General features: G+C 30.0%; 20 protein-coding genes. 3 read left to right on the plus strand and 17 right to left on the minus strand.

Annotated features, from left to right (window positions below; all coding sequences use genetic code 11):
• Positions 1-26 precede the first annotated feature (26 nt).
• From ABD766_RS02920 to queA, 4 genes are all read right to left on the minus strand, one after another.
• Positions 27-452 (minus strand): glycine zipper family protein, encoded by a 426-nt coding sequence (locus ABD766_RS02920; RefSeq protein ID WP_344815290.1) that lies wholly within the window; start codon positions 450-452, stop codon positions 27-29.
• A gap of 84 nt (positions 453-536) precedes the next feature.
• Complete coding sequence (locus ABD766_RS02925; RefSeq protein WP_344815291.1) at positions 537-1625, minus strand: agmatinase family protein; 1089 nt, start codon at positions 1623-1625, stop codon at positions 537-539.
• Between the two features lies 1 nt (position 1626).
• A complete protein-coding gene (gene kynU, locus ABD766_RS02930; RefSeq protein ID WP_344815292.1) occupies positions 1627-2910 on the minus strand; it encodes a kynureninase in 1284 nt (427 codons plus the stop codon).
• 348 nt (positions 2911-3258) lie between these two features.
• The gene (queA, locus tag ABD766_RS02935) at positions 3259-4308 is read right to left on the minus strand and encodes a tRNA preQ1(34) S-adenosylmethionine ribosyltransferase-isomerase QueA (RefSeq protein WP_344815293.1); all 1050 of its coding nucleotides are present in this window, start codon (positions 4306-4308) and stop codon (positions 3259-3261) included.
• A 464-nt stretch (positions 4309-4772) separates the two neighbouring features.
• Between queA and ABD766_RS02940 the strand changes: the two genes are divergently transcribed.
• Both ABD766_RS02940 and ABD766_RS02945 read left to right on the plus strand, forming a co-directional pair.
• On the plus strand, positions 4773-7643 hold the full coding sequence (locus ABD766_RS02940) for a sensor histidine kinase (protein ID WP_344815294.1): 2871 nt from the start codon (positions 4773-4775) through the stop codon (positions 7641-7643).
• 6 nt (positions 7644-7649) lie between these two features.
• Positions 7650-8390 (plus strand): LytR/AlgR family response regulator transcription factor, encoded by a 741-nt coding sequence (locus ABD766_RS02945; protein ID WP_344815295.1) that lies wholly within the window; start codon positions 7650-7652, stop codon positions 8388-8390.
• Here ABD766_RS02945 and aroA read toward each other — a convergent pair whose 3' ends face one another.
• The 10 genes from aroA to ABD766_RS02995 all read right to left on the minus strand — a co-directional run bounded on the left by aroA (position 8391) and on the right by ABD766_RS02995 (position 19750).
• Positions 8391-9641, minus strand: a complete 1251-nt coding sequence (gene aroA, locus ABD766_RS02950) for a 3-phosphoshikimate 1-carboxyvinyltransferase (RefSeq protein ID WP_344815296.1) — start codon at positions 9639-9641, stop codon at positions 8391-8393.
• Positions 9642-9660: 19 nt separating this feature from the next.
• Positions 9661-9987 carry a nucleotide pyrophosphohydrolase gene (locus ABD766_RS02955; RefSeq protein WP_344815297.1) on the minus strand — a complete coding sequence of 109 codons (327 nt, stop codon included), beginning with the start codon at positions 9985-9987 and terminating at the stop codon, positions 9661-9663.
• Positions 9988-9989: 2 nt separating this feature from the next.
• Positions 9990-11924 (minus strand): DUF3857 domain-containing protein, encoded by a 1935-nt coding sequence (locus ABD766_RS02960; protein WP_344815298.1) that lies wholly within the window; start codon positions 11922-11924, stop codon positions 9990-9992.
• A 5-nt stretch (positions 11925-11929) separates the two neighbouring features.
• Positions 11930-13831, minus strand: a complete 1902-nt coding sequence (locus tag ABD766_RS02965; RefSeq protein ID WP_344815299.1) for a DUF3857 domain-containing protein — start codon at positions 13829-13831, stop codon at positions 11930-11932.
• Positions 13832-13864: 33 nt separating this feature from the next.
• Positions 13865-14317, minus strand: a complete 453-nt coding sequence (dtd, locus tag ABD766_RS02970; protein ID WP_344815300.1) for a D-aminoacyl-tRNA deacylase — start codon at positions 14315-14317, stop codon at positions 13865-13867.
• Positions 14318-14514: 197 nt separating this feature from the next.
• Complete coding sequence (gene rsgA, locus ABD766_RS02975) at positions 14515-15495, minus strand: ribosome small subunit-dependent GTPase A (RefSeq protein ID WP_344815301.1); 981 nt, start codon at positions 15493-15495, stop codon at positions 14515-14517.
• A 148-nt stretch (positions 15496-15643) separates the two neighbouring features.
• Entirely contained in the window at positions 15644-16726 is a 1083-nt protein-coding gene (locus ABD766_RS02980; protein WP_344815302.1) for a chorismate mutase, read from the minus strand.
• An 84-nt stretch (positions 16727-16810) separates the two neighbouring features.
• The gene (locus ABD766_RS02985) at positions 16811-17650 is read right to left on the minus strand and encodes a prephenate dehydrogenase (RefSeq protein ID WP_344815303.1); all 840 of its coding nucleotides are present in this window, start codon (positions 17648-17650) and stop codon (positions 16811-16813) included.
• A gap of 59 nt (positions 17651-17709) precedes the next feature.
• Positions 17710-18855 (minus strand): pyridoxal phosphate-dependent aminotransferase, encoded by a 1146-nt coding sequence (locus ABD766_RS02990; protein WP_344815304.1) that lies wholly within the window; start codon positions 18853-18855, stop codon positions 17710-17712.
• A 67-nt stretch (positions 18856-18922) separates the two neighbouring features.
• Positions 18923-19750: a prephenate dehydratase gene (locus tag ABD766_RS02995; RefSeq protein ID WP_344815306.1), complete on the minus strand. Its 828-nt coding sequence runs from the start codon at positions 19748-19750 to the stop codon at positions 18923-18925.
• Between the two features lie 481 nt (positions 19751-20231).
• Here ABD766_RS02995 and gldA point away from each other — a divergent pair, with 481 nt between their 5' ends.
• Positions 20232-21134: a gliding motility-associated ABC transporter ATP-binding subunit GldA gene (gene gldA, locus ABD766_RS03000; RefSeq protein WP_344815307.1), complete on the plus strand. Its 903-nt coding sequence runs from the start codon at positions 20232-20234 to the stop codon at positions 21132-21134.
• A 1-nt stretch (position 21135) separates the two neighbouring features.
• On the opposite strand, the gene ABD766_RS03005 is transcribed toward gldA, so the two are convergent.
• The 3 genes from ABD766_RS03005 to metF form a co-directional block, all read right to left on the minus strand.
• Complete coding sequence (locus ABD766_RS03005) at positions 21136-21885, minus strand: head GIN domain-containing protein (RefSeq protein WP_344815308.1); 750 nt, start codon at positions 21883-21885, stop codon at positions 21136-21138.
• A 12-nt stretch (positions 21886-21897) separates the two neighbouring features.
• Positions 21898-22986 carry an acyloxyacyl hydrolase gene (locus ABD766_RS03010; protein WP_344815309.1) on the minus strand — a complete coding sequence of 363 codons (1089 nt, stop codon included), beginning with the start codon at positions 22984-22986 and terminating at the stop codon, positions 21898-21900.
• A gap of 99 nt (positions 22987-23085) precedes the next feature.
• Entirely contained in the window at positions 23086-24042 is a 957-nt protein-coding gene (gene metF / locus ABD766_RS03015; protein ID WP_298303687.1) for a methylenetetrahydrofolate reductase [NAD(P)H], read from the minus strand.
• Between the last annotated feature and the right edge of the window lie 21 nt (positions 24043-24063).

A 24063-nucleotide genomic window follows, 5' to 3' on the forward strand; every position in this document is an offset into this window, starting at 1 on the left:
GATTTTAAAAATTTTATTTTAAATTTTTATTTTTTACTACTGTCAATTATCGCACCTGTTCCAGCGCCAACTCCAGCTCCAGCAAGTCCGCCAATAATGGCACCTTCTCCTTTTTTCTTGCTAATCGCTGCACCAGTTATTGCTCCAACACCAACGCCAATTACAGCGCCTTTTGCTGCTCCACTCCAACCTTTTCTCTTAGTTGTTGTGGTTGTTGCTCCTGATGACTGAGTTTTTGTAGTATTATTAACTACAATTACTTCTTTCTCTTTTGCGATTTTAGCAGCGTCAACTTTCATCGAATCAATAATTCTTTGTTTTTCTGCTACAACTTTCATTGAATCAATAACAACTTGTTTTTCTGTATCTACAACACCAGATTTGTCTGAATTTTTACAAGAAGTAAAAAACATCATTCCTAAAATTGTTACCGAAACTAATAAATTCCTCATATGTACCTTTTTATATTTTTTTAAAGGTACGTTATTATTAACAGATAAGTTTTTTAAGGTGTTTAATTTAACGTTTCCTAAAAATTACTTTCTTGGAAACTCTATTTTTGTCCCAACATTCAATCCATTATTTTTTGCAAGAACGCCACACATGTGAAACAACATTCTTGCACCTACATTTCCATCCCAGTCATCATTTTCGCCTGGTGCAACTTCTACCAAATCAAATCCTATAATTTCTTTGCCGCTTTCAGCCAATTTGTTGAATAAATAGGTAGCTTGTTCAAATGAAAATCCACCTGGAACTGGAGTTCCTGTGTTTGGGCAATACCAAGGATACATTCCATCAATATCAAAGGAGATGCAAACTTTTTGTGGTAGTGAAGCTATGATGACATCGCATTGTTGTGCCCAAGTCATTCCTTCAAAAGTTTCTTTTTTCAAATCGGAATCTGTGTGAACTAAAACTCTTCCGTTTTCTGATTTTACAACGTCAACTTCTTGTTCGCAGAAATCGCGAATTCCAACTTGAACGATTTTAGAAATCTGTGGGATTTGCAAAGCATTATACATAATTGATGCGTGCGAATAAGTAAAACCTTCGTAGGCAATACGTAAATCCATGTGCGCATCAAGGTGTAAAATTCCGAAATTATCATGTTTTGTTGCCAAAGCTTCGTAATAACCAAGTGGCGTTGAATGATCACCACCAAGAAGAACTACTTTTTTACCTTGATTCATCCAATACAAAACAGTTTCTCTAACTTCGGTATGCAAATCTCTACAAACAATATTTATTTTATCTAAATCGGATTTCAATGCAGGAATTTCAGACACATCTTGACCGTCTTCTAAAGCTTCTATAATGGGTTGAGCTAATGCTTTGTATTTATCAGAATTGGTTTTCCATGAGTCTGAAATTTCTGCGTAATACATTCCGAGTTTCCATAATTCTGGAAAATCTTGATGATTCAAATCCACTTGAAAAGAAGCATCCAAAACAGCTTCTGGACCTTCTGAAGCTCCAGCTCCATAACTTACAGTTACTTCCCAAGGCACTGGAATTATAATGATTTCTGATTGTTCTGATGAAAATGGTAATCCGAAAATAGTTGCATCGGCTAATCCTGGTTGTGACGGATCGAAGGTGTTTATTATTTCTTGTTTAGTCATTTTATTTTGAATGAATTGAAAGTATTCCTTGTTTTAAAATCTGTCCAAAGTTGTACATATCTTCATACGAAGTATATAACGGAACTGGTGCAAGACGAATTACATTTGGTTCGCGCCAATCGGTAATGACTCCGTTACTCATTAAATAATCAAATAAACTTCTTCCTTCTCCGTGAAGAAAAACAGATAATTGACAAGCTCTTTCTTCTTGATTTGATGGAGTAATTACTTCAAATGTGCTGTCAACTTCTTTGTCTATTTCGTGAAGAATGAATTCTAAATAAGCTGTGATTTGATTTCTTTTTGCAATTAGTTTTTCCATTCCAACTTCAGCAAACATCTCAACAGATGCTAAATATGGAGCTAGTGATAAAATTGGTAAATTAGAAACTTGCCATCCGTCAGCACCATGAACTGGATCGAAAGTTGGTTCCATTTTGAAACGTCTTTCTTTGTTGTGTCCCCACCAACCAGCTAATCTTGGTAAGTTAGAATGATGGTGCTTTTCGTGAACAAAAACGCCTGACGCATTTCCTGGTCCGGAATTCATGTATTTATATGAACACCATGCAGCGAAATCTACATTCCAATTGTGTAATTCTAATTTTATATTTCCGGCTGCGTGCGCAAGGTCGAAACCAACGTTTGCTCCTACTTTGTGTCCGGCTTCGGTGATGGTTTTCATGTCGAAAACTTGTCCAGTATAGTAATTCACGCCACCAAATAAAACTAATGCTAATTCATCACCAACTTCTTCAATTTTAGCTAAAATGTCTTCTAAACGAATATTATGTTCACCTTCTCTCCTTTTAATTTCAACAATAGCATCTTCTGGTTTGTAACCGTGATGATTGACTTGCGATTGAAACATATATTGGTCTGACGGAAATGCTTTTTCTTCGCAAATGATTTTGTAACGCGACTTAGTTGGACGATAAAACGAAACCATCAATAAGTGTAGATTGATAGTTAACGTGTTCATTACTGAAACTTCTGAAGGTTTTGCTCCTACTATTTTGCTTAATGGTTCAGCAAAACGCTCGTGGTAATCCCACCAAGGTTTATCTGCATAGAAATGACCTTCGACAGCTAGATTTGCCCAATCGTTCATTACTTCATCAACATAGGTTTTAGCAGATTTTGGTTGTAAACCCAATGAATTTCCTGTGAAGTAGATTACATCCTTACCATCATGTTGAGGAAAGATGAATTCTTGTCTGTATTTTTTTAATTCGTCTTGTGCGTCTAATTGTTGAGCGAATTGAAGATTATTTTGAAATGTCATTGTGAAATTTGTTTGTGGTGTAAATGTAGATAAAAGTTTAAAAGTTTAAAAGTTTAGTCGTTTAAAAGTTTGTGTTGTGAAAGTTGATTTTATGTAAGACAATTGCCAACTAGCCCTGATGCTGAAATTGTTTGAGCTCTTTTTCTAATGTTGCCTTCGAGAGCATTTCGACAAGCTCAATGTATAACCTCAAGCAACATTAGAAAAAAGCGAGTTTCAGTAGCAGGAAAATGGTTTGTAATAATTCCTAGTGATTCGCTCTTAATTAGATTCCTACGGAATGACAAAATTGTGGGTAAAAAAAATCTCACCATAACTGATGAGATTTTAAATTATTGAAATACTTGATTACAATATTAACATGGCATCGCCATAAGAATAGAATTTGTATCCTTCTTTGATTGCTTCTTCGTATGCTTTTTTCATTAAATCGTGTCCACAGAACGCTGAAATCATCATTAATAATGTTGATTTTGGTGTGTGAAAATTGGTAATCATTGCGTCTGCGATACTAAAATCGTATGGTGGAAAAATGAATTTGTTAGTCCAACCATCAAAAGGATTTAATGTTCTTTGTGATGAAACTGAACTTTCAACAGCGCGCATTGAAGTTGTTCCAACAACACATACTTTTTTCTTTTTAGCTTTAGCATTGTTAACAATATCGCAAGCTTTTTGAGTGATTTTTAGTTCTTCAGAATCCATTTTGTGTTTAGATAAATCTTCAACCTCAACTGGATTAAAAGTTCCTAAACCTACGTGAAGTGTTACTTCCGCAAAGTCAACTCCTTTGATTTCTAATCTTTTCAAAAGATGTTTTGAGAAGTGTAAACCTGCGGTTGGAGCTGCTACTGCACCTTCTTCTTTTGCATAAATTGTTTGGTAACGTTCTGCATCTTCTTCTGTTACTTCACGATTGATGTATTTTGGGATTGGAGTTTCACCAAGTTCTGTTAATTTATTTCTGAATTCTTCGTAAGAACCATCGTAAAGGAAACGTAACGTTCTTCCACGAGATGTTGTGTTGTCGATAACTTCAGCTACTAATGAATCGTCATCACCAAAATATAATTTGTTTCCAATTCTGATTTTACGAGCAGGATCAACTAAAACATCCCAAAGGCGTTGCTCTGCATTTAGTTCTCTTAGTAAGAAAACTTCAATTCTTGCACCTGTTTTTTCTTTGTTTCCATACATACGTGCAGGAAAAACTTTGGTGTTGTTAAGAATCATTACGTCGCCATCACCGAAATAATCGATAACGTCTTTGAACATTTTGTGCTCGATAGTTCCTTTTTTTCTGTCGATAACCATTAAACGAGATTCGTCACGGTTTTCTGCTGGATATTCAGCAAGTAATTCTGTAGGAAGATTAAAATTAAAATGTGATAATTTCATAATTGAGTATTAAGATATTTGTATTAAGTATTAAGATTTTAAATACTTACAACGCGTGCAAATATACGATTGTGAAATAGGCGTTGTCAAGTAAAAAGGGGTTTATTTTATAAATCTCCCATTTTACTCGACAACGCCAAGCAAAAAAACTAAAAAACTACTTATCTTTAAATCATACTTAACAGTTGAACTTTTCTATGTATATCTTTTGAAGCCTTTAAAATTAATGCTCCTTTGGTAAAGGTAATTTTATTTATACTTTAACTTTTAAAGTTTATTCAAAAGTAGCTTAGTACAAAGCCAAACAATTACTTAGTTTATAAAATGCCGTTATGAGTTTACAAAAATTAGAATTATCTTATATTTAAATGAATATTCTTTTTATGAATTGAAAACCCACTTTGGTAAACTTCATTATGAATACTGTTTCTCTTTTTTCTACATTTGTTTAAAATCAAAAGCGTTTGAAAATTTTTGCTTTCTTATTTATTCTTTTATTCACGAATCTTGGCTTTTGTCAAAATCCGTTTTATGTTTCTATAGATAAAACTTCTGGTTTACCTTCTAATAGTGTTTACGATATCTTGCAAGACAGTAAAGGATTTATGTGGTTTGCAACTGGAAAAGGAATTTGTCGTTATGACGGTTCTACTTTTAAAACATTTTCTTCTGATGAACAAACCTCTAAATCAGGTTCATGTCTAGTAGAAGATGGTTTCGGTAGAATTTGGTATTCCAATTTTGATGGCTATTTGTATTATGTAGAAAAAAACGTATTGAAATCATTGAAACAGCCAACTTCTCTAGGATACTTTAGATTTGGAATAATCAAAGATGAATTGTTTTTATTACAACCTAACATGGTTTTAATATATGATTTGAGAACTTTAAAAGTAAAATCAAAAATCAAAATTTCAGATAATCAAATAAGTTTCTCTTATGCTAGTCCAGAAAAATTTTATGTTCTAGGTGCTTCTTTGTATGAATTCAATGATTCGAAAACATATACAAAACATCCATTGCCAAATAAATTTTATGACGAAATTAATGGTTCTATTATGAACTATTGGGACCATAAATTAATTATAAATTCAAAATCAAACAATATTTATTATAGTTTTAAGGATGGCGAATTTACAAGAAACGCACTCAATACTACTACAAATTTTAATCAAAATACTTCCATTGTAAATAACACTATTTGGATTTGCACTACCAATGGAATTATCAAAAATGATTTAGACTCTAAAGAAACTATAAGCTATTTTGCAGACCAAAATATCTCTTACCTTTTTAGAGATAATCACAAAAATTATTGGATTTCAACATTAAATAAAGGAATTTTATTTATTGAAGATTTCGAAAATAATTACATTGACATACAACCAAGACCGTTAACATTATCTCTTGGTAAAAACGAAATTTATATTGGAGCTGAGAAAGATTTAGTTTACAAATTGAATTTAAAAAAACTTGTAACAGAAAAAGTTTTTGAAACGGAAAACAATCATGCTACAGGTCAAATTTTTGCTGACACCATAACAAATAATCTTTTTTTTACTTCTTTTAAATTCAATATTTTAAAGAATAACAAAATAATAAGTGACTATGCTGTCGCTATTAAAGATGTTAAAAAAGTAGATCATAAATATTTTTCATTTGCAGCTAGCGGAATTTCTGGACTCTTTTATATTGATGAAAATTTAAAAAGTGATTGGGACATTATTTATAATAAAAATAAATCTAAAGAATCTTCTGGTTTTGGACAATCCATGTTAATAAAAAGAGTTAATGGAAAATCAACAGAGTATAATGCTGTAAATAAAACAATTTATTACGCTACAAATAACGGATTAATAGCTGTTACAAATGATGGAAAAAACGAAGAAATAAAATACAAAAACAAAACATTACATTTAATTAAAATTCAAAAATATAAAGACCAACTATATGGGCTTTCAACTTCTGAAAAAATGTATGTCATAAATTCATCTAATGAAGTTTCATCATTAAAATTACCCTATTTTTTATCTAACGAGAATTTCAATAAATTTTTTATTTGTAATCAATATTGCTATTTATTTACTTCTCATAGCGTTTATGAATTTAATTTTATCTCGGGTGAAGTTCAAAAGGTTTTGTCTTTAAGTAGTGACATTGAAGCCACAGATATAATTTTAAAAAACAACAAACTTTTTTTTGCTACTTCTAAAGGAATTGTAATTAAAAACAGAAAAGAAATTGGCAATTATCCAAAACCTAAATTATTCATAAATGAATTTCAAGTTAATGGAAAGCACAGAGAAGTTAATAAGTTTTTATTATTGCAACCCGATGAAAATGATATTAGTATTAACTTTTCAACACTTTCATTTATTCCTAACGAAAGTTATTCTGTATTTTACAAAATAAATGATTCTGATTGGAAAATACTTGATGCAGCTACCAAAAACTTAAAACTTTCTGCCTTATCATCTGGAAATTATACAATTCTATTAGCTTTAAATTACAATAACCAAAAAATTGATTTTCAGCAAATAAAGTTTGAAATTAAAAAACCCTTTTGGTTGAGTTATTTCTTTATTTTCATATCAAGTCTTCTATTGTTATTACTTTTCTTTACTTTTTATAAGTATCAGATTAGAAAAATTGAGAAACAAAATGAAATCTTATTACAAAAAAACGAGCTAGAAAAAAACCTTAACTTGTCGACATTAAAAGCCATAAAGTCTCAGATGAATCCGCATTTCTTTTACAATGCTTTAAACACGATTCAATCCTATATTTTAGCAAATGATAAAAAGCAAGCGGTTAATTATTTGTCAAAGTTTTCTTCTCTTACCAGAAATATCTTAGAAATGACTGAAAAAGAATTTATTTCTATAAATGAAGAAATTTTTACAATGAGTTTGTATCTAGATATTGAAAAAGCAAGATTTGATAAGGATTTTGAATACGAAATTAATACCGAAAATATTTCCGATTTAGAGCACAAAATTCCTTCTATGTTGTTGCAACCTTATATAGAAAATGCTGTTAAACACGGATTACTTCACAAAAATGGTTTGAAAAAACTATTAATTACTTTTTCTAAAAATGGCGATAAAATAAGAATTGAAATCGATGACAATGGTATTGGAAGACAAAAAAGTACCGAATTAAATGCCATAAAAAATAAAAATCATAATTCGTTTGCAACAAACGCCATGCAAAACAGAATTGACCTATTAAACAAGAATAATAAAAACAAAATAACAATTGATTTCATTGATAAGATGAACCAAAGTAAACAATCACAAGGAACAACAGTTGTTATTGAAATTCCAATAAATTAATATATTATGAAGGCTATTATAATTGATGATGAAAAAAGAGCTCGTGTGTCGCTTTCACTACTTCTACAAGAATATTGTCCAGAAGTTGAACTTGTTGCTGAATGCGAAAATTTACCTGAAGGAATAAAAGCTATTCGAAAATTTAATCCAGATTTAGTACTTCTTGATATTGAAATGCCCGGACATAGTGGATTGGAATTGGTAGATTTTTTTGATGAAAAAGAAATCAATTTTTCTATAATTTTTACAACTGCTTACAATGAATATGCTATACAAGCATTTAAACTATCAGCTTTAGATTATCTTTTAAAACCTATCATTCCTGAAGAATTAATAAATGCGATTTCAAGAATGGAACGTCAAAAATCACTTCAATTTAAAGCATTAGCAGAAAATATTCAAAACGAATTCTTTGAAAAAATTGCTGTTCCATCAGGAAATACTTTAATACTTATAAATATTTCAGACATTGTTTATATTAAAGGTGAAGGTTCTTACTCAGAGATTTATATGCAAAGTAAAATCAAGCATATGGTAAGTCGGAACTTGAAAAATTTTGAAGAGATATTATTAAAAGATAAACGTTTTTTAAGAACTCATAAATCTTACATTGTCAATTTTGATGAAGTTGTTTCGTTCAATAAATCGGATGGTGGCTGGTTGGATATGAAAAACGGCAATTCTATTCCAATTTCTTCAGAAAAAAGTAATTTAATTATGGAACGAATTCAAATTGTAAAACGTTAATTACACTTCTTCTAATTGAAAACCTATACTTTTTAAATCGTCCCAAAAAGTTGGATAAGATTTAGAAACGACTTCAGCATCTTGAATAATCAATGATGTTTTTAAGGCTAAAGGTGCGAATGCCATTGCCATTCTATGATCTTGATAGGTTGCAATTGCTATATTAGAATTTAGAGTGTTAGATTGTTGGATTATTAGAGAATCATCTGTCACAGAAATGTTTGCTCCTAACTTAGAAAGTTCTGTTTTTAACGCTTCTAATCTATCGGTTTCTTTAATTTTTAGTGTGTGCAAGCCTGTTAGATTGCAGCCAATTCCTAATCCAAAACAAGTTACTGCAATGGTTTGTGCGATGTCTGGAGAGTTGTTTAAATTACAAATTAAAGATTGCAGATTGCAGATTGCAGACTTTAAAATTGTAATTGATTTATTTTTATTGAAAATGGTTTCAACTCCGAAGTCTTTGTATATCTTCGATAATACCGAATCGCCTTGCAAACTATTTTGCTTGTAACTTGAAAGTGTAATTTGTGTTCCAATTTCTGAAAGTGCGACAATAGAATACCAATAGGAGGCTGATGACCAATCGGATTCAACAGATTGCAGATTGCAGATTGCGGATTGCAGCGGTTTTACAATTATTTTATTTTCTACAAATGAAGTTGTTGCGCCGATTTCATTTAGCAATGCTAAAGTCATTTTGATGTATGGAATAGATGTAATTTCTCCTTCTAAGATCAATTCCAATCCATTTTCTAATTTCGGAGCGATTAGTAATAATGCTGAAATGTATTGACTACTAACATTTGCTGGAAGTGAAACTTTACTTTTCGTTAATTTTTTTCCTTGAATTTTTATTGGAGGAAATCCCTCATTCTCTTCATAAGTTATTTCTGCTCCAAGTTGTTTAAGTGCTTCAACCAAAATCTTAATTGGACGTTCTTTCATTCTCGAAGAACCAGTTAAAACTACTTCTTTACCTTCTTGAATAGCAAAAAAAGCTGTAAGAAAACGCATGGCTGTTCCAGCGTGATGCACATCTATGATTAACGATTTTTGATTTTTGATTTTTGATTTAAGAAGTGCTTCAACCATAACTTCAGAATCATCGGAATTTGAGGTGTTTTCTAATGAAATATTTGGATACAAAGCTTGCAGCAATAATAACCTGTTGGTTTCCGATTTGGAACCAGTGATTTGAATTTGAAATTCGAAATTTGAAATTCGAGATTTTTGAAGTTTTAAATTCACAAATAAAAATATCTTAATACTATCTCAATTTATCATTATTATGATGTCTATCGTGATCGCGATTGGTTTTTAAATCCATTTTTTTATCAAAAGCGGCTTGAAGGTCTATTCCTGTTTGGTTGGCAAGACATAAGACTACGAAAACCACATCGGCAAGTTCTTCGCCTAAGTCTTTGTTTTTATCACTTTCCTTTTCGGATTGTTCTCCGTAGCGACGTGCAATAATACGTGCTACTTCACCAACTTCTTCGGTAAGTTGTGCCATATTAGTTAGTTCATTAAAATAGCGAACTCCATGGTTTTTAATCCAGTTGTCGACTTCTAGTTGGGAGTTTTTTAGGTTCATGGTTAAGCTTTTTTCATGATTATTTTTTCATTTTCTTTTTTAATAATTTCATCAAAAATAGCTTTTAATTCTTCGTAATATTCTGCAGAAATCATTGATTCATTTATATTTATTGAATAAATTAATTGAACTCGATTATCAGCACCACTAATTAAGTATTTAACATCTATTACTTTATCTGTCATTGGAATTGAAACTGAATTTGGAATTGACTCAAAAACATAACCTTCTGGAGTTGATATATTTACGATATATTTTAATTGTTTAGGATATATAAAGTCTATAGGGTATTTTCTATTTTCTTGTTTAAATGGATTTTCATTAGTTACAAAAAATAATAAGGGAGAAAAAATTAATTTATCACCAATTATTTCAACACTATTTGTGCTTTTAAAAGAATAATTTTCTACCACAGGTTTATCTAACTCTTTTTTATTAAGTATTTCATAATCATTAATTTCAATATTTTCCCTTCTCTTTTCTAATCCTTCCAAATAACTTTCTTTTGATAAATCACCATATTTTGTTCTAAAACGAAATGCATTATAATCAAAATGTTGCTCTCTAACTGAACCCTCAACTGATCCATCTTCAGCAATGGTCACCATAATGTTTGTATATAAATTTGAAATTTTCTTAGGAAATAAACTTATTTCTGCTGAAGATTCATTTTTTCTAATTATTCTACCTGTCCAATTTATTGCTCTTGTAGGTAATTGTCCAGAAACTGAATTTTTATCAGTTGCATCAAGAAGAATTACTTCATTTGCAATTTCAATACCGCAAATTACATAATCATAAGAAGTTCTACTTGGAAAAACTGTAACGCCGTTTTGTCTAGTACTCACTAAAATCGGGTTAGCCTCGATTTGTGCAAACCTCAACATAGAAGTTAACATAAGATTAATTTCAGCAACATTCCCAACACCATCTTTATATGCTCCTTTAACCCCATTACTTGAACAATAAACACCTCTATATTCATTCCACTTCACCTTAGATTTTACGAAATTGAATATTGTGTTAATTTTTTCTTCTTGAGTAGTTAGGTCTTTTAAAATCAATTTTAAATCTTCTTCATAATAACCATTTTTATTTAGTTCATTACCAAATCTATCGTTTGAATAAATGTTTTTAACAACACCTTCCCAATCCATTGCAAAATTTTCTAAAGGTTGATTTGGATATTGAATTGCCGCTAATTCATATTTAAGAATTGTAGAATAATTATCTATATTGTCAACATACTCCTCATCTTTCATTGCTGGAATATCTGCTTTAAAATATGATGATTTTATTTCTTCATAAGAACCAGATGATAATATTTCTGATTTGTTATTTATTTGCTCATAACCCGTAATTACTGTGTTATAATTAAAATATTTTGGTATGTAAGTGTAATATTCCACATAATCAGTAGGTATAGTAGTTTGAAATCTCCAATCGTCAAATGTTGAAATTAAAGAAGACTCTGAATCATAAGAAAATTCTATAATAGATCCAACCTTAACATTTGGTAATGTAATTTTCTTTTTTGACCAATTTTCATTAATTTTTTCTTTAAATTCTCCTTCAGATTTTAATTTAGTTTTTTCAATTTTACCATCAACTAAGTTATAAGTATATGCATTAGAAAAAAATACATTTTCATTATTACTTGCACTATAATAAGGCACGGAAAAATCTGCGAATTTTAATCCTTCTTTTTTATAAATTTTGATTTTGTATTTTACTGTAGTTCTAATAACCCATTTATCACCAGTTAGTGTTAATTTTGATACTCCACTTTTAAAAATAATTGAGGCACTAGCAGAAGAATCAACAGCATGAACTTTTTGATTTAGTTCTTCGATAGTAACTTTTCCTAATTCGCATTTTTTTTGAGCAAATGAAATTTGAAATAAAAAAACAATTAAAATAATTAGATAATTTTTCATGCGAATTATAGTTTTTTAGTTATTAATATTTTTGAAGCATCAGCTTTTGCTATTTGCTCTGCAAATTTTCTGTATGCTTCATATTCTGACTTATCGTAAATTCCTTTTTTCAATAAAAATGTTCTTTTGTATTTTAGAGTTGTTGAGTTTAAAACAATTAATTCTAATTTATATTCGCCAAACTTGTCATTAATAATTACATTATTTGGTTTAGCATCTATTATATAGTTTTCTGGCATTGTAATTTCTATTTCATCTTCATCAAAAAATCCTCTTTGAATTTCAAAAGGATTTTTTCTATCTCTATATCGCTGTGGCACATTTTGAAATTTATTGAACACATTAAGAGTAAACATTAAACTATTTCCTGAAATTTTAGCATAACTTGTTGCATTGCAATTAATTGTTTCTACAAATTCTAGTCTATCTTTATTGTTTTGAAATTTATAATTATCTATTTTTAAATATAACATTTCACTAAATACATTTTTATAATGTTCAATAATTTTATCTTTTTCTTTTAACTCAATTGGATATGCATTATCATAATAAATCCCTTTAGATACTGCTGTTATATTTGCAGAAATATCGCCATTTTCTTTAATTATGTAGGATGCATTTATTTTTTGATTGTTATTTTTTTCATTGTAGCTATTTGTTTTTACAATTTCTCCACCATCAGGTTTTATTACAAGAGCAAATCGATCGTCTGTAAAATCGCCTTCAAATCCAAAAGGTGAAGTTTGATTTGTACATTCTAAAAACTTATACTTTTCATTAATTGGATAAGCTAAAATTGCATGATTCCCTTGCATAGAAACAAAATCTGAGTCAATATTTCTTTTATCATTACCAGCATAAATTATTGTGTAATAAGCAGGAATGTTAAAATATTTTAATAAAGATCTGGTGTAATTAGAAAGCGCTTTACAATCTCCGTAACCTAGTCTATCTACGTCTTTAGCTAACATTGGTTTCCAACCGCCAATACCTAATTGCACACTAACATATCTTGTTTTATCTTGTAAATACTTATAAATTATTTTAGCTTTTGTTTCAGGATTTGTTTCTGTTCCAATTAATTTACTTACTTTTTCAATGGTTTCTGAATTAATTTCTTCCGTTTCTTTCAATAAATTATTATACATCCATAAACCAAAATCTTTCCAATTTGTTGCAACTCCATCATAACCTTCTAAATGAAATTTTTCTAATCCACATATTAACATGGGCGAAATAGAATTAAATGTAGGCGACATATCTTCATATCTATATGCTTTTATGTTTTCTGCCTGAAATGTCAAGCTACTCGTAGATTCTTTTTTAATAATATTTTCAGTAAAATTTTGTGTTTTATATTTAAATCCTAAATCATTAGGATAAGTTATTTTAATTGAGTTTTTCAAAACACTTTCATATGGATTTTCTACAGCAAACCATCTTGGTAAAAATGCGGTATTTGAAGATTCTGTTTCACTATAATAAATTAAAGTAAAAGGATATTCTGTTGGTGTATAATCTAAATAAACCATTCTATTATCTGTTAATACAGAAAATCCATCGGCTACACTAGTATCTTTGAAGTCTTTTTGTTTAAATGTTTTTATTTCTTTCCCCAAAAAATTATAAACAGTTACGTCAAGCCATTTTATTTTTAAAGATTTATTATAGTACTCAACAGCATCGATATTTTTCAATCCTAATTCATTAAAAACTCTAATAACTTTATAGATTTTTTTTGTGTAAGATTTTTGAGAATTAATAATTATTTCAACTTCTTGATTTAAGATTACAGAATTTGAATTTTCTTTTAAACTATCAGGTATTTGAAGTAGCGAATAATTTACAGATTGACTAAATGAAATTGAAGTGGATAAAACTAAATAAATAAATATAAGAGATTTCATGCAGTTACTTTTATTCAAATATAAAAAAAATTATTACTCTTTATTTTTTGTATCAATAATTATTGTCACTGGACCATCGTTTATAAGTGCTACTTTCATGTCGGCTCCAAACTGTCCTGTTTGTACTTTTTTACCTATTTCTAGTTCCATTTGAGCTATGAAATTTTCGTAAATTGGAATTGCAATTTCAGGTTTTGCGGCTTTTATGTAAGATGGTCGGTTTCCTTTTTTGGTTAAGGCATGAAGGGTAAATTGACTAACAATGATTACATCACCATCGATATCCTTAATGGATAAATTCATCACATCATTTTCGTCATTAAAAATGCGAAGATTGGCAATTTTGGAAGTTAACCAATTAATGTCTTCAATTGAATCTGCTTCTTCAATTCCGATTAAAACGAGAAGTCCATTTTGGATATTAGCAACTACTTTAGAATCAATTGAAACAAAAGATTGTAAGACTCTTTGAATAACAGTTTTCATTAAATACAACAAGTTTTAAAAAAAATTACTCATCAAAGGTAAAAGTTATCTTTTAGAATTCCTTACGGTTTTCCTCATTTTGAAAACTTTTTTTCTTTTTATGAAACTTTTGATTTTTGAAAACAAAAATAGGAAGTTAAGTTATTAACAGTTAGATAATTATTGCGTTTTTGGAGTTTTGTAAAATAAATAGATTATTACTTATTCCTAGTTGCATCACTTGCAATTCGGTCGTCATTATAAATATCAGTTCGATAATGTTCATCATCACCTTCTAATATTTTTAGGTAACTATTATAACGAGTCCAAGAGATTTCATCTTTTTCTAATGCATCTTTGATGGCGCATTTTGGTTCTTCTTTGTGTAAGCAATTATTGAATTTGCATTGATCTTTTAATTTAAAAAATTCTGGAAAATAGCCACTTATTTCCTCTTTTTCCATATCAACAATTCCGAAACCTTTGATTCCTGGTGTATCAATTATTTTTGCTCCAAAAGATAAATCATACATTTCAGCAAAAGTGGTTGTATGTTGACCTTGCATACTTTGCTCTGAAATAGTTTTTGTTTTTAAATTTAAACTAGGTTCCAATGCATTTACTAAAGTTGATTTGCCAACGCCCGAATGACCTGAAAACATTGTGGTTTTTCCAATCATTAAATTCTTAAGTTCTTCAATTCCTTTTCCTTCTGTTGATGAAACGCGCAAACATTTGTATCCAATTTGTTGATACACATGTTGCATATATAATTGTTCGTCTAATGTTTCGTCTTTTAAAGTATCAATTTTATTAAAAACTAAAATCGTTTCAATACCATAAGCTTCGGCTGTTACCAAAAATCTATCAATAAAATTGAAAGTTGTTGGCGGATTATTTACAGTGATTAACAGAAAAACATAATCTAAATTGGAAGCAATAATATGCATTTGATGCGACAAATTGACTGACTTCCTAACGATATAATTTTTTCTATCATGGATGTTGTTTATAACTCCAGTTGTAGTGTCTGATGATTCATCAAGTTCATAATCTACTACATCGCCAACAGCAATTGGATTGGTACTTTTAATACCTTTAATTCGGAATTTTCCTTTAATACGACATTCCATGAAATCTCCTTGTTCAGATTTTACGGTGTACCAACTTCCTGTAGATTTATAAACGATTCCTGTCATTTCAGTTTTCAGTTTTCAGTTTTCAGTTTTCAGCCAATTGCTGAAACATAAACCTTAATTAGTTACAAAAGTAGAAAAAAGAGTTTAGAAGTTTGATTTTACATGAACTGATTTTGTAACCTTTAACCACTTAAACTTCTAAACTAAATTATGAATTAAATATTTTCTCTTGATGCGTAATACTCTCTTGGTGAATGGCTTTGAAAAACTGAATGATAAATTCTTCACTTAATCCTTTTTGGCTTCCGTCATTTACCATTTTTTCTAGAATTTCGTTCCAACGTTTGTTTTGCAAAACAGCTACGTTTTTTTCTTTTTTTAAAGCTCCAATATCCTCAGCAACTTTCATTCTTTTTCCGATAACATCTAATAATTTAGCATCAAATTCATCTATTTTACTTCTCATTTTTGCTAATCTAGTTTGATAATCATCGGCATCATCAGTTTCTTTTCTGATGGTTAAATCAAAAATTATCTGTTTCAAACGCGTTGGTGTAACTTGTTGTGCCGCATCACTCCATGCGTTATCTGGGTCAATATGTGTTTCGATTATCATGCCGTCATAATTCAAATCCAATGCTTCTTGCGTAACTTGAAAAATCATGTCGCGATTTCCAGTAATATGAGATGGATCAATAATCAATGGTATATCTGGAAATTTATTCTGAAAATCAATAGCAATTTGCCATTCGGGATTATTACGATATTTTGTTTTTTCATAAGTAGAAAATCCTCTGTGAATCACTCCAAGATTCTTGATATTGGCATTGTACAAACGTTCCACACCACCAATCCACAAAGCCAAATCAGGATTTACAGGATTTTTTACCAATACAATTTTATCAGTATTTTGTAAAGCATCGGCAATTTCTTGCACTGCAAACGGATTTACTGTTGTACGCGCACCAATCCATAATACATCAATATCATGTTCTAACGCCAATTTTACGTGAGCAGCAGTTGCTACTTCGGTAGCCATTAATAAACCTGTTTCTGCTTTTGCTTTTTGCAACCATTTTAGTCCGATTTCGCCCACACCTTCAAATCCACCTGGACGCGTTCTTGGTTTCCAAATTCCAGCTCTATAAACTGAAACTTTAGAATCCTTCAATTCACGTGCAATTTTCAAAACTTGCTCTTCGGTCTCTGCGCTACAAGGTCCAGCGATTACTAGTGGATGTGGTAAATTGAAATTATTTAACCACGTTCTCATTTCTTTTTTATTTTCCATTTTTTCCTTTTTGAGAAAATAGAGAATAGAATAAAGAAAATAGACTTTAAAAGTGTCTATATTATTTTCTCTTTTTTCTATGTTCTATTTCAATATTTCTTTAATTCTATTCGTGTTTTGCATTTCGTTATAAACTTCTTCGTAATTATCATCTTCTAACAATTTCTTGAAATTAGATAAATTCTGAATGTATTCTTCTAACGATTTTATAACTTGTTTTTTATTTTGTTTAAAAATTGGTGTCCACATAGCTGGCGAACTTTTGGCTAATCTTACAGTACTTTCAAATCCGGAACCAGCCATGTCAAAAATATCTTGTTCATCTTTTTCTTTTTCAATAACAGTTTTTCCAAGCATGAACGAACTTATATGCGACAAATGTGAAACATAAGCTATATGTTTATCATGCGATTTTGGATCCATATATCGAATGCGCATTCCGAGTTTTTTGAACAAATCCTTTGCTTTTTCTTGTAATTTGAAAGTCGTTTTTTCAACTTCACAAATGATGTTTGTTTTGCCTTCATACAAACCTTTAATTGCTGCTTTAGGTCCTGAAAATTCTGTTCCTGCAATTGGATGACAAGCCATGAAATTTCTTCTTTTTGGATGATTTTCAATTGCTTCACAAATTGGATTTTTGGTTGAACCAACATCAAAAACCAAGGTTTGTTCTCCAATTTTATTCAAAATCTCTGGCAAAATTACTAAAGCAACATCAACTGGCACAGCAACGATTACTAAATCTGCGTTAATTAAATCATTCTCGGTTGCTTTTTGGTCGATGATTCCGAGATTTATTGCTTCTTCAAGATGTTTTTCGTTGGCATCAATTCCGAAAATCGTGGCATCATCATAAATAGATTTGATGTCCAATGCCATTGAACCGCCGATTAATCCAGTTCCGATTATGTAAATATTCATAAATTCCAATATTTAAATTCCAAATTCCAATTGTTTGATTAGAATTTTCAAAATGACAATTAACTAAATCTTTTTATTGCTTCAACTATATTTTCTTCTTTTACACACAATGAAAATCGAATATATCCATCACCGTTGCTGCCAAAAATGGTTCCTGGTGTTAGAAAAATATGTTTTTCGTATAATAAATTATCTATGAATTCTTCCGATTGAATTCCGGCTGGTAATTTTGCCCAAACAAACATTCCTACAGCGTTTTTATCGAAAGTACATATCATTTTTTCTGCTAATTCAAAAATCAAATTTCTTCTTTTGGTGTAAATTTCATTTTGACTTTCAAACCAATCTCTTCCTAATTTTAAAGCTGCAATAGCTCCTTTTTGGATTCCATAAAACATTCCCGAATCCATGTTACTTTTTACTTTTAGAACAGCATCAATTAAAATTGCATTTCCTGAAACCATTCCGACACGCCAACCAGCCATATTGAATGTTTTACTCAATGAATTTAATTCTAAGGCAATATCTTTAGAACCTTCAATTTGAAAAATGGACAACGGATTTTCGTTTAAAACAAAGCTGTACGGATTGTCATTCACAATTAAAATGTTATGCTTTTTTCCAAAAGCAATTAATTTTTGATACAATTCTAAAGTTCCGTTTGCACCAGTTGGCATATGTGGATACGAAACCCACATCAATTTCACTTTTGATAAATCGGTTTTTTCTAATGTTTCAAAATCTGGTTGCCAATTGTTGACTGCTTTTAAATCGTAATAAACTGCTTTTGCGTGAACCAATTCGGTCACAGAAGCATAAGTTGGATAGCCAGGATTCGGAATTAAAACTTCGTCGCCTTCGTTTAAAAACGCTAATGAAATATGCATAATTCCTTCTTTCGAACCCATTAATGGCAGAATTTCTGTATTTGTATTTAATTCTACGCTGAAATTGTTCTTATAAAAATCAGCAAAACCTTGACGCAATTCTGGCAAACCTTGATAGCTTTGATACTCATGTGCTTTTTCATCAAACATAGCCTTTTGAATGGCTTCAATTACAGAAGAATGTGGCGCCAAATCTGGACTTCCAATTCCCATATTGATGATTGGTTTTCCTTCAGACATGAGTTGTCGCACTTCTTTCAATTTTCTTGAGAAGTAGTACTCTTGAACGGTTTCTAGTCTTTTTGCTGTTGTAATCATATTTTAACACGAATTGCACAAATTTTCACGAATTCATACTTTTTAAAATTTCACTAATTGATTATTGCTATTGCTTTTTGTTTCTGTATTCTCCCAAAACCTTGAATTTATTGGTCATTATTTCTAAAACTTTAACCGCTTTTTCATAATGTTTGTATTTTTCAAAAACTACATCTACAAAGAATGAATATTGAAAAGGTGTTTCAATTATGGGCATGGATTGGATTTTGGTTAGATTTAATTTGCAATTGGTCATTACATTTAAAACTGTTGCCAAACTTCCTGGTGTGTCGTCTAACTCAAACTTTATGGATGCTTTATTAATTTCTTCTTTATTTACTTGACTTTTTTCTTTACTAATGATAAAAAAACGAGTCATATTATTGTTTACCTTTTGAATTTCTGGTGCGATTATGTTTAAATCGTATAATTCTGCTGCAACTTTACTTCCTATTGCTGCGATTCCTTTTATTTGATTTTGATGAATTCTTCGAGCTGTTTCGGCAGTATCTTTATCTTCAACTAATTTAATATTCGGATGTTTTTTTAAGAAATCCATACATTGTAACAATGCCATTGGATGGGAATGAACTTCTTGAATTTCTTCTAAATTTTGTCCGTTTAAAACCATTAAATTCTGAATAATATCTAAATAATATTCTCCAATAATGTGAAAATTATTCTTATCAATTAAAGCATAATTTGGAATAATCGAACCTGCAATAGAATTTTCAATTGCAATTACAGCTAATTGCGATTGATTGTTAATCAAACTATCCGCAAGTGCTTCAAATGACAAGCATTCATCAATAGCAACATTCTCTTGAAAATACTCCAAAGCTACTTGATGGTGAAATGATCCTTTAATTCCTTGTATGGCTATTTTTTCTTTCATTTTTGTTTTTTGAACCATTAAGGAATTAAGAAAAGTTAAGTTTTGAGCCACTTAATGAAACTTAATATCTTAATGGTTTAATTTAATTATAGTCAAAAAAAAATCCCGATTTGCATCGGGATTACTATTTATGTTTTCTATATAAATTACTTTTTTACATAACACAATAACAATCCCTGTCTCTTCCAAAAGAAGAAATAAGAAAAATTGTTATAATATGTTGCGAAAATTGTGCTCATTGTTGTTTTTATGTTTTGCTAAAGTAATAAATTTTCCTAAACCTTGACAAAAAATTTAAAAAAGTTACGGAAACGTTTTCGTGAATTTGTTTTAGCCACGAATTACTAAAATTAGCACGAATATATCTTAAAATAATATTAGCACGAAGTTTAAAATCATAAAAGTTTAATTTAAACGTTATTAACCTTATTGGTTTTAGATTTCCTTTAGTATTTATTACATTTGCTTCAAATATCAAATTATGTCAATAGAAGTTCAAAATATTTCAAAAAGTTATGGTGCTCAAAAAGCATTAGACAATGTTTCATTTTCGGTAAAAAAAGGAGAAATTGTTGGTTTTCTTGGTCCAAATGGTGCTGGAAAATCTACTTTAATGAAAATTTTGACGACTTATATCAATTCTGATGAGGGAAAAGCATCAGTAAATGGAAACGATGTAAACGAAAATCAGAAAGCTGTTCAGCAATCGGTTGGGTATTTGCCTGAGCATAATCCGTTGTATTTGGATTTGTATGTTCGTGAGTATTTAGAATTTAATGCTGATGTATACAAAGTTGCTAAATCTAGAATTGAAGAAGTAATCCAATTGACTGGTTTATCTTCTGAAAGCCATAAAAAAATCGGACAATTATCTAAAGGTTATCGTCAACGTGTTGGTTTGGCAACCGCTTTATTACATAATCCAGATGTCTTAATTTTGGACGAACCAACAACTGGATTAGATCCAAATCAGTTGGTTGAGATTAGAAATGTGATTAAAAACGTTGGTAAAAACAAAACCGTTTTTCTTTCTACACATATTATGCAAGAAGTAGAAGCGATTTGCGACAGAGTAATTATCATTAATAACGGAAAAATTGTTACAGATAAAACATTAGATAAATTGGTTTCAGATATTGTTGAACAAATTATTGAAGTAGAATTTGATAAAGAAATTAACGAAGCTTTATTTTCAAAAATATCAGATTTAAAATCATTCAAGAATACACACGATAAAGTTTGGGAATTAACTTTTGAAACTGAAGAAGACAAGCGTTCATCAGTTTTTGACTTTGCTCAAGAAAATGGATTACGTGCACTTCAATTGACCTTGAAAAGTAAAAATTTAGAACAGATTTTTAGAGAAAAAACAGCTAAGAAATAGGTTAATTATAAATAACTTGTCCTTGATATAATTCTTCTACATCGACAATTGGCGGATTATTTTTTAGAATTATATCTCCTGTACTTACCATTTTTCCAACAATACTTTGTATTGGTTTTACAATCATATCATTAGAACCTCTATGAAAAACTTTGATAGTTTGTGCTGTTAAATTTGGAGCCTCAATTCTTCCATCTCCAGCATAGAAATTAAAGAATGCTTGGTTTGTACTTCCTGAAATAAAATATCTAGCAACATTATTGTTTTCAATAACTAACTGGCTATTATTTATATTAATATAAAAATCACTTGTCCCTGCGCCTTCTTTTCCATCACCATCTTTATCTAGTGCATACAATCTTAAAATAGGATAAGTAAGTACACCATTGGATGAAATTTTTCGATCACTTTTAGAGTAAATATCTTCAATATTAGGCGCCGTGATATATACTTTGGTTTGTCCGTATTCTCTAACCCAATTGCAAGACGAATTTTCTTTTAGCTTCAAAACACTACCTTCTTGCTTAACCTCAACGTTTTCTATTATATTTTCACCAGTAACAATTTCTACTTTGTATTCCGTTCCTTGAGTTATGATAAGTTCAATACCAGTGTAAACTTCTACTCTTGTGAATGGTGTTACTTCTACAATTTTTGTAATAGTATTTCCAGCAGATTCTATACAATCACTTGGCTTTTCGCAGGAGATTAATGTTATAAATAATACTGTTGCAATTATTATTTTCTTCATGTTATAGTTATTTTATAAACGTACTCCAACTCCAAACTCCAATGCTTCGGCAAGAAACAGGTGGGTTTTTATTGTAAATCCGGCAAAAAATTTTTTGGTGATGTAATATTTCATTCCTACTCTATCATAAATAGGTATTTCATTTTTGAATGGATCATAAACATAATATCCTATTTGAGCTTCGAGTGAAATTCTATTAACAAACAATTCGTGACCAATAAAAACTCCAACTCTTTTGTAATCTGTATTTGGATCTAAATTTAAGTCAGGATAAGCAATAGATTTATATTTAATAAAATCTTTAAAGCTAGTAGTAAGAAATATTTCAGAACCAAATTGAATTGCGCTTTTTCTATTTAGTCTTTTATCAGCATAAACACCTATATGATAAAACGGATGTTGACCACTTCCAATAACAGCACTTTCATTAACACCAGATCTAAAAACTATATTATATTTTATTGGTTCTTTATATGTCTTTTTAATCATAGTTGAATCAACACTATTGGTTTTTGACTCCTCAAGATTGTAATTGATTCCTAGATTTAAACCATAAGTATTTATTCCACTATTAGGAGATTTTGTTCTTCCATTTGAATAATGCGTGAAAAGAATTCCTGCTTCAATTCCAAACCTATCAATAATATTTTCTTTTTTGTAGAAAAGCCCAAGATTAGTATTCGCCATTATCTTAGAACCAAAAGCTTTATTTTTACTGTTTTCTACTTTATCATAAGGTGTAGTTGTAAGCGCAACTCCTTGTGACAAAAGCAACTTTAAATTTCTATTCAAAAAATAAAAGTTATATAAAGCTCCAACTGAATAATTACTTCCTATGTAGGGATTATTAAAATTTTGATAAAGAAAAAAAGCACCGTACTCTGGATAATTGTAAGCTGCATGCCATTCGCTGTTGCCATGAGTTTGTTTTACAAAGTCAACCATCACCCCAGTTGGATGCCCTTTAAGATGTTCTAAATCTGGAGTATGCGGAAGAACATTACCTCTAAAATAAGTTACGCTTACAGAAGGTGTGTCTTGATTATTTTGCGAAAAACAACCTAAAGAAATCAATAAAAATAGATAGTAAAATCTCCTCATTTCAAAAAATTAATTCGCACAAATATAACAGAATAAGTTAAAGAATTAAATCTTTTTGATTTAGAGTAATTGTTGATTTCTTGATTATTCTATCTATTTTTAAAAAATCTCCTTAGCAATAGCTTTGATGTTTTCTGCTTTTCCCATAGAATAATAGTGTAAAACAGGAATTCCTGCCGCAACTAATTCTTTACTTTGGGCAATACACCATTCAATACCAATTTGTTTTACATGGTCGTTGTCTTTTGCTTTTACAACTGCCATAATCAAATCGTCTGGCAATTCTAAAGAAAAACGATGCGGAATTAAATTCAGCTGCTTCTTGGTTGCAATAGGTTTCAAACCTGGAATAATTGGAACTGTAATTCCTGCAGCTCGACATTTAGCCACAAAATCAAAGAATTTTTTGTTGTCAAAAAACATTTGCGTAATTATGTAATCGGCTCCATTTTTAATTTTTTGCTTTAAAAAGTGAATATCACTATCTAAACTTGGTGCTTCCATGTGTTTTTCTGGATAACCTGCAACTCCAATACAAAAATTAGTACAAGCTGAATTTTGCAAATCTTCATCCAAATAAATTCCGTTATTTAAATTATTGATTTGTAAAACCAAATCGGTTGCATATTCATTACCTTCTTTTTCAGGTTTAAAATAAGTTTCGTTTTTTAAAGCGTCTCCACGAAGTGCAACCACATTGTCAATTCCGAGAAAATCTAAATCGATTAGAAGATTTTCAGTATCTTCTTTGGTAAATCCGCCACACAAAATATGCGGAATAGCATCAACTGAATACTTATTTTGAATTCCGGCACAAATACCAACTGTACCTGGACGTTTTTTTACAATTTTCTTTTGCAAAAGTCCACTTGGTAATTCTTTAAATTCATATTCTTCACGATGATAGGTTACATCAATAAATGGTGGTTTAAATTCCATTAAAGGATCAATTCCATCATAAATAAATTGAATATTTTGCCCTTTCAATGGTGGAAGAATCTCAAAAGAGAATAAGGGTTTTCCTTTGGCGTTTTCTATGTGTTGGGTTACTTTCATTTTAATATGTTTATGGTTTTT

Source organism: Flavobacterium cheonanense (assembly GCF_039539185.1).
GTDB classification, from domain to species: Bacteria; Bacteroidota; Bacteroidia; order Flavobacteriales; family Flavobacteriaceae; genus Flavobacterium; species Flavobacterium cheonanense.